Origin of the sequence: Pelagicoccus enzymogenes, from assembly GCF_014803405.1 — a bacterium.
In the GTDB taxonomy this organism is placed as follows: Bacteria; Verrucomicrobiota; Verrucomicrobiia; order Opitutales; family Opitutaceae; genus Pelagicoccus; species Pelagicoccus enzymogenes.
This window is the reverse complement of sequence record NZ_JACYFG010000002.1, coordinates 185,255-202,873: the sequence shown is the minus strand read 5'-3', so window position 1 is coordinate 202,873 and position 17,619 is coordinate 185,255. Positions and strand designations below refer to the sequence as shown.

At 58.0% G+C, this 17,619-nt stretch carries 12 protein-coding genes; 5 read left to right on the top strand and 7 right to left on the bottom strand.

The window, feature by feature from the left end:
- Window positions 1-56: 56 nt before the first annotated feature.
- Genes IEN85_RS00705 through rpiB form a run of 3 tightly spaced genes read right to left on the bottom strand, consistent with a single transcriptional unit; the run spans window position 57 to window position 2,106 of the window.
- Complete coding sequence (locus tag IEN85_RS00705; RefSeq protein WP_191615142.1) at window positions 57-677, bottom strand: hypothetical protein; 621 nt, start codon at window positions 675-677, stop codon at window positions 57-59.
- On the bottom strand, window positions 631-1,614 hold the full coding sequence (locus IEN85_RS00700) for a potassium channel beta subunit family protein (RefSeq protein ID WP_191615141.1): 984 nt from the start codon (window positions 1,612-1,614) through the stop codon (window positions 631-633). Before IEN85_RS00700 ends, IEN85_RS00705 begins: the two co-directional genes overlap by 47 nt.
- Window positions 1,615-1,668: 54 nt before the next feature.
- A complete protein-coding gene (rpiB, locus tag IEN85_RS00695) occupies window positions 1,669-2,106 on the bottom strand; it encodes a ribose 5-phosphate isomerase B (RefSeq protein ID WP_191615140.1) in 438 nt (145 codons plus the stop codon).
- Between the two features lie 165 nt (window positions 2,107-2,271).
- On the opposite strand from rpiB, the gene IEN85_RS00690 reads away from it, so the two are divergent.
- On the top strand, window positions 2,272-3,474 hold the full coding sequence (locus IEN85_RS00690) for an energy transducer TonB family protein (protein WP_191615139.1): 1,203 nt from the start codon (window positions 2,272-2,274) through the stop codon (window positions 3,472-3,474).
- Here the strand turns inward: IEN85_RS00690 and IEN85_RS00685 are convergent.
- Window positions 3,464-4,297: a helix-turn-helix domain-containing protein gene (locus IEN85_RS00685; RefSeq protein ID WP_191615138.1), complete on the bottom strand. Its 834-nt coding sequence runs from the start codon at window positions 4,295-4,297 to the stop codon at window positions 3,464-3,466. The two genes, IEN85_RS00690 and IEN85_RS00685, sit on opposite strands and share 11 nt — an antisense overlap.
- Before the next feature lie 186 nt (window positions 4,298-4,483).
- Between IEN85_RS00685 and IEN85_RS00680 the strand changes: the two genes are divergently transcribed.
- On the top strand, window positions 4,484-7,696 hold the full coding sequence (locus IEN85_RS00680) for an FG-GAP-like repeat-containing protein (RefSeq protein ID WP_191615137.1): 3,213 nt from the start codon (window positions 4,484-4,486) through the stop codon (window positions 7,694-7,696).
- 162 nt (window positions 7,697-7,858) lie between these two features.
- Here IEN85_RS00680 and IEN85_RS00675 read toward each other — a convergent pair whose 3' ends face one another.
- The 3 genes from IEN85_RS00675 to IEN85_RS00665 form a co-directional block, all read right to left on the bottom strand.
- Window positions 7,859-8,512: a VPDSG-CTERM sorting domain-containing protein gene (locus IEN85_RS00675; protein WP_191615136.1), complete on the bottom strand. Its 654-nt coding sequence runs from the start codon at window positions 8,510-8,512 to the stop codon at window positions 7,859-7,861.
- A 408-nt stretch (window positions 8,513-8,920) separates the two neighbouring features.
- Entirely contained in the window at window positions 8,921-12,019 is a 3,099-nt protein-coding gene (locus IEN85_RS00670; protein WP_191615135.1) for a M6 family metalloprotease domain-containing protein, read from the bottom strand.
- A 359-nt stretch (window positions 12,020-12,378) separates the two neighbouring features.
- Window positions 12,379-14,847 (bottom strand): FtsK/SpoIIIE family DNA translocase, encoded by a 2,469-nt coding sequence (locus IEN85_RS00665; RefSeq protein WP_191615134.1) that lies wholly within the window; start codon window positions 14,845-14,847, stop codon window positions 12,379-12,381.
- A gap of 311 nt (window positions 14,848-15,158) precedes the next feature.
- On the opposite strand from IEN85_RS00665, the gene IEN85_RS00660 reads away from it, so the two are divergent.
- From IEN85_RS00660 to IEN85_RS00650, 3 genes are all read left to right on the top strand, one after another.
- Entirely contained in the window at window positions 15,159-16,103 is a 945-nt protein-coding gene (locus IEN85_RS00660; RefSeq protein WP_191615133.1) for a type I phosphomannose isomerase catalytic subunit, read from the top strand.
- Window positions 16,104-16,202: 99 nt separating this feature from the next.
- Window positions 16,203-16,856, top strand: a complete 654-nt coding sequence (locus IEN85_RS00655; RefSeq protein WP_191615132.1) for an AsmA family protein — start codon at window positions 16,203-16,205, stop codon at window positions 16,854-16,856.
- A gap of 158 nt (window positions 16,857-17,014) precedes the next feature.
- The gene (locus tag IEN85_RS00650; RefSeq protein ID WP_191615131.1) at window positions 17,015-17,578 is read left to right on the top strand and encodes a hypothetical protein; all 564 of its coding nucleotides are present in this window, start codon (window positions 17,015-17,017) and stop codon (window positions 17,576-17,578) included.
- Window positions 17,579-17,619: the final 41 nt, after the last annotated feature.

Below are 17,619 nucleotides of genomic sequence, written 5' to 3'. Positions count from 1 at the left end.
CAGTAAACTGTGAAGTGAGTGAAAGGGATGGGGGAGCGGTGAGGGCTCCGGAAATTTTAGGGCGTAGTGAAAGGGACGCTTTGGGCGTCGGCAAGGGCATCTTTGAGCTCATCGATCGAATCGATGAAGGTGACTTCCGGGTTTCCGTTCCACTTCCAGGTTTTGCCGAGGACGTAGTGGCGGACGACCGGCTCGCTGGAGCCTAGGTGGCGGAAGCTGATTTGGTTGGAAACGGTGGAGAGCACCTGTGCGACCATGCCGTCGGGCGCGCTGAGGGTGTGGACGCAGAGGTACTCGTTTTCGCTCGTTCGGTAGAGCATCATGGGAACGAGCTTCCAGGCCGGAGTGGGCGTTTGCAGAGTGAGGGTGTGGGTGACGCCGGCGGGCTGCTCGGATTGGGTGACGAGGTTGGGGGCGGTAAGCTCGACTTGGGAGGATGGGGGGACGTTGCTGCAGGCTGCGAGGAGGAAGGTCCAGCCGAAGAGGATCGCGGCACAAGGCCGCTTCCCACTGGATTTGTTGTCGCCCGCGGAGCGGCCGACCCACCTTAGGAGGAGAGCGTCTTCGGAGAAGCCGCGCCACCTTGGGGAGAAGGGCGGATCGGAGCGGTCGACTCTCTTAGGGGCGCTATTAGGCGTCGATTTCTTGGAAGCGGCTGATGGCGATTTCGATTTCATCCATGATCTCGTCATTGAGAGTATCGAGAATGTCCAGAGCCTTGAGGTTTTGTTCCAATTGCTCGGGGCGGGAGGCACCGAGGATGACGGAGCTGACGTTGGGATTCTTGAGCAGCCAGGCGATGCTGAGCTGCGGCAGGCTTGCTCCGAGCTTTTGGGCGATGGCGGTGAGCTCTTGCAGGACTTGGATGCCGCCTTGGGCTTGCAGTCGGGCGAGCTTTTCCTGCATCCAATCGAATTCGGTGTAGGCGAGGCGGCTGTCGGGCGGGATGCCGTCGTTGTACTTGCCGGTAAGGATGCCGCCGGCGAGGGGGGAAAAGGTGGTGGTGCCGAGGCCGATTTGGGAGTAGAGGCGGGCGTACTCGACCTCGAAGCGGTGGCGCTTGAGCAGGTTGTACTCCGGCTGCTCCATGGTGGGCGGCGTCAGGTGGTACTGCCGGGCGATGGAGTAGGCTTCCATGATCTCCGCGGCGGACCACTCGGAGGTGCCCCAGTAGAGGATCTTGCCTTGCTGGATGAGCACGTCCATGGCTCGCACGGTTTCCTCGATAGGGGTGTCGGGATCGGGGCGATGGCAGTAGTAGAGGTCGAGGTAGTCGACGCGGAGGCGCTTGAGGGCGGCTTCGCAGGCTTCGATGACGTGCTTTTTGGAGAGGCCGACTTGGTTAGGCTTTTCGCCGCCCCAGAAGACTTTGGAGGATACGACAAAGGTGTCGCGGGCCCAGCCGGCCTTGGCGATGGCGGAGCCCATGACTTCTTCGGATTGGCCGTTGGCGTAGCCTTCGGCGTTGTCGAAGAAGTTGATGCCGGAGTCGTAGGCAAGTTGCAGGCAGGCCTCGGCGGTCTTGTTGGAGGCCTGGTCTCCGAAGGTCACCCAGGACCCGAAGGAAAGGGCGCTGACTTGGAGGCCGGATTTGCCGAGGCGTCGGTATTGCATGCTTGAGTTACGGGGAGGAGGGAAGTCGCCCGCGGAGCGGCCGACCCACCGATTTTAGGCGTCAATCTTGTCGATGCGGGGTTGGTGGCGGCCGCCTTCGAACTCGGTGTTGAGCCATGTATCCACGATATGGAGCGCGTCCTCTTGGGTGACGGTGCGTTCGCCGATGGAGAGAACGTTGCCGTCGTTGTGGGAACGGTTCCAGATGGCGATTTGCTCGTTCCAGCAGAGGCCGCAGCGCACGCCTTTGACGCGGTTGGCGACGATGGCTTCGCCGTTGCCGGAACCGCCGAGCACGATGCCGCGGTCGTATTGGCCGGCTGCAACCGCTTCGGCGACAGGTCGGATGAAGTCGGGGTAGTCGCAGGATTCGGGCGAGTTTGTTCCGTAGTCCTTGACGGAGTAGCCTTGGCCCTCGAGGTGGGCGATAATGGCTTGCTTGTACTTGTAGCCAGCGTGGTCGGAGCCGATTGCGACAGTGAGTTTGCTCATGGTGGGGCGGTGTTTAGGGTGAGGGGAGCGGAGGTTCAAACCAAAAAAGGTGTGGCGCGCGCAGGCTTGCGGCAAGCCTCGCGATGCGGCTTTTTATTTGTGGGCCTGTGGCTTGCGGTGGTTGCAGGGCGGTGATAGTTTTACGATTCTACGTCTTCTAGATTCATGAGATATTCAGCGGTGAAACGATTGCTTGGGACCATGGGGCGCATTGCTGGTTTATTCTCCGCGGTCCAGTGGGCGCCTTTCCTCTTTTCTCAGGCTCAGGTCTTGGTGTCCTATGAGGACGAGATGCTGCCGGTCGTTGCGATGAGCGGTTCGACTCCGGTGGTAGAAGTGCAGGGGGAGCGCATGTTGGTGCCGGACGCCCGGGTGCGGGTGGAGAATGCCGAAGCATTCACGGACGGAGCGATCGAGGTTTTGGAACGCGACGCGATGATGGGGCAGGATTACGGGTCGCCGGTGGGGGGATTCTACTTTCGCTTTGTGGCGACGGTGCGGGCGGAGCGGGATTTCGAGGACTGCTACGTCTTGTTTGTCATCAAGCCGGAGCAGGGCGAGCCCTCCTTCATGCTGCGGGAGATTCCGGACATCAATACCAAGGGTACGGAACGGATTTTGATTACCTTGCCGGCCAATCCAGGCTTTGGCGGAGGAGCGTTCGCTTACCATATCTTTTCCCGGGGTCAGGAGGTTCGTCGCTATGAACCGGATGATCCGATCGTAGTCGATGGTGTGGATGGAGGGGGCGGCAATGCGGGGCTGGGCCGCTCGCGGGCGAGCGCGTCAGAGGCGGGCGAAGTCGAACCTGCAGAAGTCGTGAAGCCCCGTTTGCTGGATTTCCCCCGATCCTTGCAGGGCAAAGTGGGGGGTGGCTATGCGACGGCGATCTATTCCATTGGGCGTAATGGCGAAGTTGTAGAGTTCCTCGACTTCGCGGCGGACCATGTGGAATTCTTGCCGGAGGTTTGGAAGACGGTTGTGGAGTCCAAGTACCGAGCCGGCACTTTCAAGGGAGAGCCCTTGGTGACCACCGTGCGGCAAAACTTCTTCTTCAACGAGTTCGCCCCGTTTTCGGAAGCTTTGGAGGTTATCCCGTATCCGGATATGCAAGACAGGAACGCGACGCCTCTCTACGCCCCTTTGCCGCAAGTTAAAGTGGCGTCTTCCACTGTAGTGAAGCTGGAGCTGCTCGTGGACAAGCTGGGCCGGGTACGCAGTTCGCGGGTGGTGGAGGGGGAAAACTCCCCTGTCGCCGCTGAATCTCGCAAAGCGGTGGAAAAGTGGATCTTCCGTCCGGCAGTTGTGGGCGGCTATCCGGCTGACCAGACGGTCACGGTGCCAATCGCCTTCGACATCAAGGGATAGTGGAGTAGTTTTGCCCGGTTTTGCCGGTCCCGTAAGCGGTGCCCTTGATCTCAACCTGCAGGTTTTCGCCAGCAGTGTAGTCGATCTTTACCGGGCCGCTTTTCTGGATGGCCTCTCTTTGGCCAGCAACCATTGGGAAGTAGTCGAGCAAGACCTTACCGGTGTTCCGTTCGGTCACGGAGACGCGCACGTCGCCGGTGGCGATGAGGGTAATGGTTTCGGTCGCGGCCGCGGGCGCGGTTTCGGCAGGAGCGCTTGCCGTTTGTTGAGTCGGTACCAAGCCAGTGGTGTTGGCTTGCGGCCCATCGTCGATGCCGCCGCTGGTGAGCGTGCGGAACAGCCAGACGATGACCAGGAGGAACATGATGGCTACGACGGCCACGATGCCGATCTTGATGGCGGCTTCCTTATCGATCTTGTCGAGGAAGCTTACCTTCTCGTCTTCTTCCTCTTCCGCCCGGAGCTTGTCGTCGTCGATGGTGGCAGTGCCCTTGGGGGCCGACTTGGTTTCCTCGTTGACGAGAGGGGTGTGCTGCAGCTCCATGCGGCCGAAAAATTCCCGGTGTTCGCGTTTGGCTGCCTTGGCTTCGCCCAGCAGTTCCGCGTTGTAGTCGGTGATGACCTTCTCGCTATTGACCTTGAGGAAGTTGCAGTAGGAACGCAGGAATCCGCGCACGTAGATGTCGGGCACGTTGATCTGGAAATTGTTGTTCTCGAAGCTGTTCAGGTAGTCACCGCGGATCTTCGTCGCTTCGGCCGCTTCGCGGATCGTGACACCCTTGCGCTTGCGCGCCTCTTCCAGTCTTTCGCCAATACTCTGCATCAATTTCTGTGTTTAAAGGGAATTTTTCGTAAAACAAGCCTCCATACCAGAGAGATCGCAGAATTCGAGCGGATGCAACGAATTCCAAATCCCGAGATAGGCAGGCTTTGCGAGCCTAAGTCCAATTAAAGGTTGTACCTCGCGACCGCGCTTGGTTCCACTCGGATTGTTTCCCCAGACTTCCCTATGCCTCTCAAGCAATTTGCAGCCCTGAGTTTCTGTCTGTTTCTTTATGCGAGCGCGAACTGCCAAGTCGTGTCCGAGCGCGAACTCGTGCCGGCCAATACCAACGATGCCGGGCAGACCCTGTTCGAAAGAATGGATACGGCCCGCACGGGGATCGCTTTCGAGAATCGCTTCGACCACCCGCGTCGCTGGCTGGAACTTTGGAAACAGTACTACAACGGATCGATTGGAACCGGAGTTGCGATGGGGGATGTGAATGGCGATGCCTTGCCGGATCTCTTTGCGGTGGGAAAGGATTCGCCCAACGGACTTTTTCTGAACAAGGGAAATTTCGAATTCGAGGACGCGACGGCCGGTTCCGGCCTTGCGGGGGGTAACGGTTTCGGAACGGGAGCCGCTTTGGTAGATATCGACAACGACGGGGACCTCGACCTCTACGTTTGTTACGTCGCGGGAACCAACGAGCTTTGGATCAACGATGGTACGGGGCATTTCGAGGAGCGAGCCGCAGCCTGGGGACTGGACTACAAGGGAGGTTCCAATGCTCCTTCGTTTGCGGACTACGACCGGGATGGGGACTTGGACTTGTATTTGCAGCAGAACTACCTTCACGACGCTGGGCACTTGGACGGACTTCCGGATCTGCTTTTTCGCAACGACGGAGGACGATTTGTAGACGTTACCGCAGCGGCTGGAATCGCAGGGGAAGGACAGGGGCACACGGCGCTCTGGTGGGATTTCGACGAGGATGGATGGCTAGACATCTACGTGTCGAACGACTTCGAGCCGGTGGACAAGCTGTATCGAAACAATAAGGACGGCACGTTTACCGATGTGATCCGGGAGGCCTTGGGAGGGGCTCCTTACTCTTCCATGGGAATCGATTCGGGGGATTTGAACAACGATGGGCACATCGACTTTATCGCTGCAGAGATGTTGGCCCGAGACCGAAGCTACTACCACCAGGCAGTGGGGCCGCTCTCGGGAAAACTTGTTAGCGCGAGGCGCTCCGGGGTTAGCCAATACATGCAAAACATGCTTTGGGCGGGGCTTGGCGATGGGACTTACTTCGAGCTGAGTCGTTTCGCCGGCTTGCATGCCACCGATTGGACCTGGGCGACTCGCTTCGTGGATTTGGATAATGATGGCTGGCTGGACGCCTTTTTTGCCAACGGCATGACGCGGGCGTTTCATGACGGCGACCTCGCCTACAAGATGACCAAGGCGCGAAGCTTGGCGACGCGGGTTCGCATTTTCGAAACAAGTCCTCCGCTACGGGAGCGAAACCTCGCTTTCCGCAACGAAGGGAATTTCAAGTTCACGGAAGTAGGCAGCGCTTGGGGACTGGATACGGAAGGGGTGAGTTTTGCGGCAGCCTTTGCGGACTTGGACTTGGACGGAGACTTGGACTTGGTGACCAGCAATTGGAAGGAAGGGCTCGGAGTTTATCGAAACAACAGCTCACAAGGCGGGCGCTTGCTTGTTCGCTTGCAAGGCGTCGAAAGCAATCGCATGGGCCTAGGAGCGAAGGTGAGCTTGAGCGCTTCCTCGGGCGTGCAAACGCGGGAGTTGTCCTCGATGCGTGGATACATGTCGGTCGACGCACCCCTGCTGCACTTTGCGGGAAAAAGTGGGGAGCGGGTCGAATCGCTGATGATCGAGTGGCCGTCGGGAGCGACGCAGCGGATTGAGGGGCTGAGTTTCGGCAAGCGCTATGTGATCCGGGAGGCGAAGTCGGGGGATTCGCTTGTGCCGCGGCTTAAGAAAAAGACGTTTCGTGCGTCCGCTATCGAAATCGACGAGGCGAGCTGGAGCCGGGAAGAGCTTTTTCTGGCGCGCCGGGGCCAGTTTCTCCTGCCGTTTACCGAGGATCGTTTGGGGCCGGCCCTGGCGGTCGCGGACTTGGATGGAGACGGCTTCGAAGACGTTTTGCTGGGGGGCGCCACCGGACAGGGCTTGCGCGTTTTGAAGAACGAGGCTGGCCAATCGCTGCGCTCGCTCCGAGTCGCTGCCTTTCGGGAGGACGAGCTTGCCGAAGACACGGCTATCGTCCCTTTCGACGTCGACGAGGATGGCGACTTGGATCTCTTTGTGGCCAGCGGTGGAGTGGAGTTGGACGCCGGCGACGAGTTTTATCAGGATCGTTGGTATCTCAATCGAGGCGACATGCATTTTATTCGTGCTGAGCGGGAATTTTTGCCTCAAGCCAGTTCGTCAGCGATTGTTTTGCAGGATGGTCAGCTGTTGACGACGGGCGGCACGGTGCGTGAGTGGTATCCGCGATCCTTTGGGAATCAGGTTTTCTCGCGAAACGGTGGCGAGGTGGATCACCCGTTCAAGGGCAGCGGTCGCAGCTCGCGTTTGGTGGCGGCGGATCTCGACGGGGACGGGGATCGAGACCTGATCCAGCTTCGCGAGTACGGATCGCCTTTGGCTTGGAAGCAGCAAGGAACGCAGCTTGTCGAATGGCCCGAAGTGTTTGCGTCGGTGGATAGCGGGCTTTGGAAAAGCGCGGCGGTGGCTGACTTCAACGGAGATGGTCGCATGGATATCGCTCTGGGGAATTTAGGAGAAAACAACAAGTATGTGGCGAGTGCTGAGGCACCCGCTGTTCTCTTTGCCCCAAGCAAGGAAGCGGTGAAAGGAAAGTACATCGAAGCCGAGACGATTGTTGGAAAGCTTTACCCACGAGAGTCTCGCATCTTCCATCAGGTCGATTTTCCAGACATCGCGAATCGGACAGGCAGCTATCGGCAGTTTGCGGGGATGACGGTGGAGGAAGTCTTTGGGGCTGAAATTCTGGAAAACTACAGCCGGTACGAGTTTACGGAGCGCCGTTCCCTGTTGCTGCTGCAAAGCGAATCGGGAGCTTTCGAAGCTTTGCCATTGCCTGGGCTCGCTCAAGTGGGTGTCGCCATCGAGCTGTTGGCAGCCGACATCGACGAGGACGGAGACGTCGATCTTATCATGGTGCTGCAGTCGCTATCGTCCCAGCCGGTCGCCGCAGTCCAACCCGAACGCAGTCTTGTTTTGTTGATGAGAAATAGCGGGGCGGGGCGCTTCGTGGGGGAATTGCCCGGGCAATCCGGGCTGGCGATCCCGCAAGGGGAAGCCCGGCGGCTCCTCTGGGCGGACTTGCAGCAAGACGGAAAGAACGAGTTGCTGGTATCGACCAGCGAAGGGCCGCTGTATGTGTTCGAGTTACGCGAGTGACGATGACGGCAGGTCGCGCAGAAACCAAAGTGGCGGGTGCTTCTAGGTTCCGGATCCAATGCAGCTCGGGAGCAGGATGCTCCCGCCACTCTAGATAGCGAGTAAGCACAAAAAAGAGCCAAGCTGTGAAGCTTGGCTCTCTGAAAGTTGGTTCCGAAGGATTTACTTCTTGAAGCGGCGGAAGCCGATTACTCCGAGAAGCGCAGCGCCGAGGAGGGCAAGGGTGGTGCCGGAGTCAGGGACAGGGTCGGGACCTGGGCCCGGGCCTGGGTCGTTTGGATTGTTAATGTAACCTTCAGATGCGCCCTGTTGTCCGATGGCCCGAACGTGCATGCCCAATCGAACGCTTCCACTATTCAGTCCAGTAATCAGATCAGCGAAGGATACGCCGTTCGTGAGCGTCAGACCAAAAGTTACCCATTCTCCAGGGTCGATCCCGTTACCGTTACCTGGGGCTGCTTCTGCTCCGAAGTCTGAAGTGAACGTTGGCGAGACGGAATTGCCTCCGGGGAGGTTCGATGGGTTGGGGCTGAAGTCGCTGAAGTCGACTCCTGCTGAGTTTCCGAGCACCGAATCCAGCGAAGCGAGAAGACCAGAATGGTCGAAATATATTTCACCGATAGTAGATGCAATTGGACCAGTGTTGCTAAATTTGAAGCTTACCTGCGTGCCATTGACGTCTTGGACGTCTGCTGAGAGCTGGGCCGAAACGTCTTCAGGGCCGTTTGATGTGATCTGTGTGAAGCCAAAGCTGATCGCATTTGCCGAAATTGTAGCAGTCAATGCGATGAGTGAAGTGATCAGAGTTTTTTTCATGGTTATTGTTGGACTGTTGCTTGCACGAAGTAGTGCAAGCTTTGCGCCATTACTCATGATTAAATGTGTTTTCTGTTATAAGTGTATGGAAGTAAGTGGCTTATAAGTTGTTGCTTTTTCTGTCGAGGAAACTGGTTTTGTTGGTTTTCTTTACTACGTACATTCTCTAAGCAAAGGGCTGTAATTTAAGTTGTTGTTGGACAATTAGATGTGGTTTTTCTGCCGTGTAATTGAAAAACTGTCAGCTAGCTTAACACTTTTTTAGAGTCCCACGACCGAGGAATGCTGCTTAGAGGATGAAGCTCATCTGCTTTGTTTTGGAGCTAATTTGTGGCTACCTCCCAAAACAGAAAATCCCTAGCTCGAGATCGAGCTAGGGATGTGAAAAGCGGATTCGGTTCAGAAAGCCTACAAGCTCGTTGTAACGGTGGCAGAGGTGACCGATCCGTCTGGAGACGCGATGTAGTATTCGATCGAGTGGCTTCCTTTTAGGCCAAGGTTGTCTCGGTAAGCGCCATCATTTGTGGTGCTGATCACTTGAGTGAATGTGCCACCATTAACGCTGCGGTAGACAGCGACGTTGTTGAGGCTAGAGCCGCCTTCCCACCTGATGTCGACGTAAATCTCTCCCTTGCTCTTGCCGCCAGAGAGGCCGGTGATGGTTAAGCCATCGGGGGTCTTGACAGTGTTCGAGCTTGCTGAAAGGGACTCGAAGCTCACGGAGTAGGCAGAAACTCGATAGGTGTAACTCGTGTTTGGCGAGACGGTATCGTCGTTGAATGACTCGGTGTTTGAGGCTAGGCTAGCGATGGTTTGCCAACCGCTTCCGTTGGCGGATCGCAGGACCTCGTAGCCACGTTCGTTGATAGCGTTGTCCGCCCAGCTGAGGCTCACGCTGGAGTTACCGGACAGGCTGGCTGAGATGCCTGTTGGAACTTCAGGGGGGAAGTCATTGGCATCGATATCGGTTCGGATGAAGAGTTCGTCGATGCTGACCGAATCGGAGATGCGAGCTCCCTTTGTGTTGTCGGTATCGATAACCCGAATGTAGACGGTTCCGGAAATGGTATCAGGTAGCTCTCCGACTTGAGTTGAACTCGTACCATTTTCGACGACGAGCGCAGGGGAGAAGCTGTTCCAGCTGCTGCCGCCGTTGTTGGAGTATTGGAACTCGAAGTTATCGCCTTCGGAATTGGCGGGAGCGGAGGCCTTCACGCTCAGAGTGACCATCAAGCCGCCACGCACACCATCGAATTGCCAACGATGGTCGAGGTAGCTGTGACGATTGGAAGGCTTGCCGCCGCTTTCCACTTCAGTGATCTTTTGAGAGACGCCATCAGCGGAGCGCGTTGCAAGGTAGCTGCCGGAGACGTTGCCTGAAACTGCCCAATCCTGAGATGCTAGGGCGAAGACGAATGGCGGAGGAGCGCTGGTGGTTGCGGAAGCGACTCCGGAGATGGATTGACCCCAGCTGCTGTAAGCACGAACGCGGTAGAAGTATTGGGTAGATGCGTTGAGCGAAGAATCGACGTAGCTTGTTGCGTTTACACCGAGCGTTGCGATCTGTGACCAATTCGAATTGTCGAGCGAACAATCCACATAGTAGCCCGATTCGTCGGAGGCGTTATCGCTCCAATTGATCGCGATTTGCGTGTTGCTCAAGGCGCTCGCTGAAACGTTGCTGGCTGCAGCTGGAGGCGGTGGTGCTTGGTCGGTGACTACCGTGCTTGTGTTCGAGTAGGCGGAACTTCCACCTAGGTTGTAAGCTTTCACGCGGTAAGCGTAGCTCGTATCCGGCTGCAGGCCGGAGTCTTGGTAGCTGGTGATGTTCGCTGAAGTACTCGCGATTTCGGTCCAGCTTCCTCCCTGAATGGATCGTTCGATCTTGAACCCGTGTTCGTCGCTGGAGCTGTCAGCCCAGGAGAGAGAAATGCGATCGTAGGATTGGCTCGTGCTCGTTAGGCTATTAGGTGCCGAAGGAGGTGCATCCGCTCCGATGATTTCGAAGCTGAAAGTCATGTCGGTTCCTGGCGAGCTGATGTTGTAGATGCGGTTGTTGGTCACATCGTCGACCCCTCCCTGGTAGGAATTGGTACTCGGGTTGGTGCTCGGACTCAACTCGTCACGGTAGCCCGCCCGGAACATATCGTAGGCGTCGCCGCGGTCGGCCCCACGCTCGAGGTCGCGAGCTCCGTCCGCTTGCAGGAGGGCCACGCGGTAGTGGTGTGTTTCGTTGGTGTAGCTCGCAGTTTCGTCGATGTGGAAAATGGCCAGACCTCCTTGCGGCATGGCCGATTCGATGCCGACAGGTTGCCGGTTTTCGATGAGGAGGTATTCGCCGGACGGATACCCGTTATCAATACGGAACGCGTGCGGTGCAGTCTCCGCTTGGGTCAGGGTGTAGGTGCCGGCGCTGTCGATGACTGCCGGGGTCATCCAACCCAGCTGGGTCTTGCTCCAGGCGGAAAGGTGGGGCGGGTGACGCTGGGAATTGTCGAAACCCCACGAGTTTGCCATGAGGCACCAAGATCCGAGCCCGTTGCCGCGCTTGCCGTCGCCGTTGGAATCGTCGCCATCGTAGAGGTCAGGCAAACCGAGAAAGTGTCCAGTCTCGTGGCAAATCACCCCGATGCGTCCAATCGTGGATCCAGAAGTGCCCCAAACAGCGGGGCTGATATGGTAGTTGCTAACGCGAACGCCTTCACTGGAATACCAGCTCCCTAAGCTCCACTTGTGAGACCAAATGCGGTCGGTGTAGTAGGCACCGTCGGCCGAGGTGCCACCCCATTCAGCAGCGTATCCGGAATGGAGAAAAGTGATGGCGTCGATGTTACCATCGCCGTTTTGGTCGAAATCGGTGAAATTGAAGTTCGGATCGGCGTTGATAACGTCGAGGGCAGAGCGGAGCGCTCCGTGAATCGATGAAGCCAATCCGGAGCTTCCTCCGGCGTAGTAGGCTTCGGTTTGTGGGAGATCGACCCAGTAAGTGACGGTGGATTCCAGGCTGAGTAGGCCATAGGAATTCTCTTGGAATACATCCCAAACGCTACCGGTGGGAGCGAGGGTCGGGTGTCCGCCGGGCTCGTTCATGAGAATATCGACGTCGGAGATGCTCGGTAATGTGCGGCTGGAGTGGTTCGAAAACCTTAACATCACCACGAGATTTTTGAGGCTGCCCTGCCATTGGGAGGCGCTGGAGCCGGTTGCAGAAGCCGTACCGTCTGCCTGTTGCGGTTCAGTGAGGTTCGAGCGACGGTGAACTGCGTCTGGCAAAGTGCGTCGCGTTAGTCCGAGGGCAGCTGGATTTGTTTTTCCGACGCGGTTGCCGCTGGGGACCAATTTCCCGTTGGGGCCGCGTTCAGCGTAGACGAACCAACCTCTGTCTTTCAGTACTGTGTATCCGTCATGGTCGCATACCCAGTGGAAATGTTCGTCACCGTGGATGTGGAGATCGATCTCCGATCCATCGGGTTGAATCTCGATAAAGCAACCGGGAAATGCCGACATGGCATGGACGGACTTTCCGAGTGAGAGAAGCGAAAGGAGGAGTAAAGAACCTTTGGCGATCGTCTGTTTGCATTTCGTGTAAGAGAAAAGGCGGTCTGTTAACATGAAGTCGGTAATCGGCTTCTGGGTTTGTAATCTGATAGGCGAGGTCGAATCTGGGCAAAATCGCTAAGAAGAATCGTTAACCTTGCTTAAGGTCGCCGTTGCTAAGCGAGGATTTGCCTGAATCGAAGGGGCGTTAAACACCCCAATTCCCATTAAGTTTCATCCTTTCTCAACAACTCTTGAGAGGATCTTCACCAGTGAGGAGTGAGCTCTTGGCTGTGAGCGCCTTAGACTTTTTTCTTCGCTTTCAGAAATTACATCGAGTCGAGGTCGACGAGGATCTCACGGGGGCTGGAGCCGTTTTCGGGGCCTACGATGCCGCGATCTTCGAGCTGGTCCATCAGGTTGGCCGCTCGGTTATAACCGATTCTGAGGCGGCGCTGCAGCATGGAAGTGGAGGCTCGTTTGGTGGAGCGGAGCACGTCGATGGCTTTGCTGAAGAGCTCGTCGCCATCGTCGCCGCCTTCTCCGCCGCCGCCGAGATCGAGCTCGTCGCCGGCCTCGATTTGCTTCTGCACTTCTTCCGCGAATTTCGGTGGGCCATTGGCTTTGAGGAATTCCACGATGTCGGCGATTTCCTCGTCGGAGACGAAGGCGCCTTGCGAGCGCACGAGACGCGAGGAGCCCGGGGGGGAGAAAAGCATGTCACCGCGACCGATGAGCTGTTCCGCTCCGCCGCCGTCGAGAATGGTGCGGGAGTCGATCTTGGAGGAGACCTGAAAGGAGATACGGCAGGGCAAGTTGGCCTTGATGACACCGGTGATGACGTTGACGGAGGGGCGCTGGGTAGCTAGCACGAGGTGGATGCCGGCGGCGCGGGCCAACTGGGCGAGGCGGGCGATGCCGGTTTCGATGTCGGCGGGGGCGACCATCATGAGGTCGGCCAGCTCGTCCACGATACAGACGATGTAAGGGAGCTTGTCGGGGATCTCGTCGAGCACGCCTTCGTCGCGGGGGACCTTGATCTCCAGCTCGCTCTGCAGTTCCTCTTCCAGCTTTTCCTCTTCGGTCTTTTCCTTCTCTGGCTTCTTGCGTCCGTTGAAGCCGGCGATGTTGCGCACGCCCACCTTGGCGAACATTTCGTAGCGGGACTCCATTTCGTTGAGCAGCCACTTGAGGGCGCCCGGCACTTTCTTCGGGTCGGTGACGACCGGAATGAGCATGTGGGGGAGGGAGTTGAACACCTTCATTTCCACGATCTTGGGGTCGACCATGATGAAGCGCAGGTTTTCCGGGCTGGAGTGGAAGAGCAGCGAGGTAATGATGGCGTTGATACACACGGTCTTACCTGCGCCGGTGGCACCCGCGATGAGCAAGTGAGGCATCTTGGTAAGGTCGGAGATGATCGGCTTGCCGGATACGTCGCGGCCGAGGGCGATGGGGATTTCCGCCTTGGACTTGACCCAGTCCTCCGATTCGAGGATTTCACGAATGCCGACGGGCATGGGAACTTGGTTCGGCACCTCGATGCCCACGCAGCCCTTGCCCGGCACGGGGGCGAGGATACGCACGGAAACGGCCCGCATGCCGAGGGCGATATTCTTGTCGAGGTTGGAAATCTTCTCCACGCGCACGCCCGGCGCGGGGTAGACCTCGTAGCGGGTGATGACCGGGCCGATGTGGATTTCGCCCATGGTGACGTCGACCCCGAATTCCTTGAGGGTCTGCTTGAGGCGCTCCGCGTTTTCGGTGTGTTCCTCCTCGGAGTTGGCGCCTTCCGGGGCTTCCAGTTCGGCGAGCAGGTCCAGCTTCGGGAAGGTGTAGTTGCCGGAGGCGACCGGCAGGGTCGCGGTGCGGGCTTTCTTGGTCTTCTCCGGAGCCACGATCTTGAGAACTTCGCCCAAGGTTTTCTTCTTGGGTTCGTCCTCTTCCGGCTCCGGTTGAGGGGCGGCCTTCTTGGTGGTGGGGATGTTGACCTTGATCCTGGGCTCGGGATCGATTTCCGGTTCGGCAGCCTTCTTGCCTTTGGCTTCGCGGATGAGGGCTTTGGTGGCTTCGCGTTCTTCCTGGGCGAGGCGTTTGGCTTCGGCTTTCTCTTCTTTGAGACGTTGCTTTTCCTCCTTGGCAGCGATCTTGGCGAGCCGCTTGGCTTCGCGGCGTTCCTCGGCGGCTGCGGAGCGACGTTCGCGCCACTGCGCCAGCGATTCGCGGAAGAAGTCGCCGGACTCTGGCAGGCTGGGGAAAACGATCATGGTCAAGCAGGCCAGATAGATCGCCCCGAGGATGACGGCGGAGCCGACGGTTCCGAGGTAAACGTGCAGCAGGTTGTTGTAGAGAAGGTTCCCTGCAGTTCCGCCGGTTCCGGTGACGTATACTTCCGGGTTGGCGAAGGTGGTACCGGTCGCGGTGAAGAGGCCGGACCCGGTCACCATGGCGACCAGCATTACGATGGAGAGCACGACCTTGTTGCGGCGGTCGCGGGCGAGGAAGGCTCCGCCCAGCCAGCCTACGAAGAGTGGCACGAACCAGGACATGCGTCCGAAGGCAGCGATGAGCTTCTCGGCGGATTCGGCGCCGAGGATGCCGACCATGTTGTTTTCGTTGGGATTGGTGGATCCCACGGATTTTCCGATGGAGACCTGGTAGGGCGTGTAGTCGCCGAGGGCCAGGGCCAGCAGCACGGCTATGAGAAAGCACAAGCCAGCCCAAATAAAGCGGCTTTTCATGCTCGCTTGCTTGATGTCGGATTCAGGTTCTTTGGTCGAAGTACGCTTTTTCGCCATTCGGAAGAGGAAGGAAATTGGTGCCGCGTCACGGGAGGCGGCGGAAATCAAAGGTTCGAGAAGAGCGGTTTACAGGAGCTTTGCAATTAAAAGAATTGTTGGATGAGCGAGGGTTCGAGGGAGACCCGAGTGCGGCAGGAAGGTTGCTTGTTCGATTGTGATCGGCGGTGAGACGTGGGCGTCGTCGTCGGTGGCTGGGCTGGTCCGCTCGAACGGGAGAGACTCAATGGCAATAAATCCGTGGTCGGGGCAATTCCTTCTTGTTTAAAAAGAGGGGCGTGGCTTTGGTTTGGTTGCAAACCACCTTTGTCATGTCAGCACCGATCTTCTTCAAACCTATCTACCAAGAACGCGTCTGGGGCGCCCGCAACCTGAGCGAGGCTTTGGGCAGGGAGTTGCCCGAGGGCAAGGTCATCGGGGAGGCCTGGGAAGTGGTCGATCGCCCGGAGGCCCAATCCGTGGTCGCCGGCGGCGAATTCGATGGCAAGACCATTCGGGAGCTCATCTCGGAAAACGCCGCCTCGGTGATGGGCGAAGGATACGACCCGCAGCGTCCGTTTCCGATTTTAGTAAAGTGGCTGGATTGCGCGGACCGGCTCAGCCTGCAGGTGCATCCGCCGGCTTCGGTCGCGCCCCAGCTCAAGGGAGAGCCCAAGACCGAGAACTGGTACATCGCGGACTGCAAGCCGGGCTCGTCTTTGATCGTGGGCCTGAAGAAAGGAGCGACGCGCGAGGAGTTTGAGCGCCGCCTGAAGGACGACTCCCTGGAGGAGTGCATCCATCGCTTCGCGGTGGAGCCGGGCGATTCGATCTTGGTGGAAAGCGGGCGCCTGCACGCCATCGATGCGGGCAACCTGATTTTGGAAATCCAGCAAAACTCGGACACGACCTACCGCGTCTACGACTGGGGGCGTGTGGGCTTGGACGGCGAGCCGCGCCAGCTGCATATTGAAGAGTCGTTGGCCAGCATCGAGTGGAACGACTTCGAGCCGAGCGCCATGAAAACCGATGGTGAGCAGGTCGTGCTGGCGGACTGCCAGGAGTTTCGCTTGGTGAAGTTCACCTTAAGCGAAGCTGCCTCGAAGGTGACCATTCCCGCGGGCGAGGGGCGTTTGCTCAGTCCGGTCGAGGGCAAGGTGCTGGCGAACGGCGTCGAAGTTTCGCGCGGAGACAACGTGTTGCTGCCGGCGGACACGGAGTGGGAGATCACGGGCGACGCTGGAGCGGCTTTTCTGGTTACCGAGAAATTTGTTTAGACAAAATCGACTGAAGTGCTGCTTGCGGGGCTTGTTCAGCGACGTCCCGACCTGTCATCTTTTCAAACGCTGGATTTTTTGAGGACTTCGATCTCCACCATGCTTGTATCCAAAAACCGAGTTCAGCGACATTTTCTTCGCAGCAAGAGCGGCGGCGTTCTCAAGTCGGCTCTTGCGCTGCTCACCGTGCTCAGCGCGGGCGGCGTGCTGGGCTGGATGTTGCTGATGCCGGGGGCCGTGCAGCTGGAGATCGAAACGCGTACTGGGTTTCCGGCTACAGCGGAATCGATGGCGGTGAATCCGATTGGTGGATTGAGCTTGGAGGGGAAGAAGCTGGTGATCGGAAATCCCGGCACTTATGGCGGAGGGGACGCCATGCTGGAAATCGAGAGCATCACTGGCAGCGCCAGCTTGCCTTCTTTGGGGCGGGGCGAAATTTGGCTCTACGAGTTGGAAATGCACATCACGCGGGCGACCTTGGTGGTGAATGAGAGCGGCCGCCTCAATCTCGACGCCTTTGCCAGCCGCTTGTTTTCCGACCCGGTCAAGGGAACGCAGCTCCCGTTCTTCGCGGAAAAGGTGCGGCTGGTGGTGGACGAAGTGGTTTTCGTGGACAACAGCAAGATCGTGCCCTCGCGCCACGCGATTCGAGCTTCCCTGGACTCGGAGCGGGCGGATTTGGAGGAGTCGAAGGAGATTTTTGCTCCGCTTTTCGACTTGGCCCGCAGTGTAGGTTCCTTGCCAGTCCGCTAAGATATTGAAACGCACAGACGCCTCCAGATTCACCCCAAGGGGTGAAGAGGGACCTTCTTGAGTTTTGCTAGGGAACGCTATGCGCGTGTGGCTCCGCGCTCCTGCGGTGGATTCTCCTTTCTGGAGCGATTGGCCTGTCTTTTTGTTCCTGCAGGGCGATGAAGGAAGCGTGTCTTGCTCGTCATCCGGGCAGCTTCGATTTCATGGCTAAATTCCACACCTTAAACCGAACTCAAATTGCGGTGGTTCTAGGGCAGGGGCTTTCCTTTCTGCTGATCATCACATTCATTTTCGCCAATCAACGCTACGGCCTGCTGGAGAGCATTGGCGGGACCGAGTCGCGGATCTCACTTCGTTCCGCCTACGTGTCCTCCTGCTTGGTCGGACTGGTTGGGGTTTTCAGCATTTGGGTGACTTTGCACTACCTGAGCAAGTCGAACGCGATGCGGGACATGGTGGTGGTTTGCGCCTGGACCCACAAGGTGAAGGTGGACGGTCGTTGGGTGTCCTTCCGCGAGTTTCTGAGCGACCAGCTGGGATATGCGGTTTCTCACGGGATGTGCGAGGAGAAGCTCGAGGAATTGCGCGGAGAGGTGGACAAAGGCTGGAAAGGAGGGGCGGAAAAGGAGTCGCTCCCCTCCGAGGTGAAGCCCTTGGGCATGCGTCCGGTCGAGAAAGCGAAGGCTCGTTCGAAGGGGATCCTTGCTCGGAGCGTCGATTGAGCCAAATCTAGCCCTCGAGGGAACCTTTCTCTTAAAAAGGG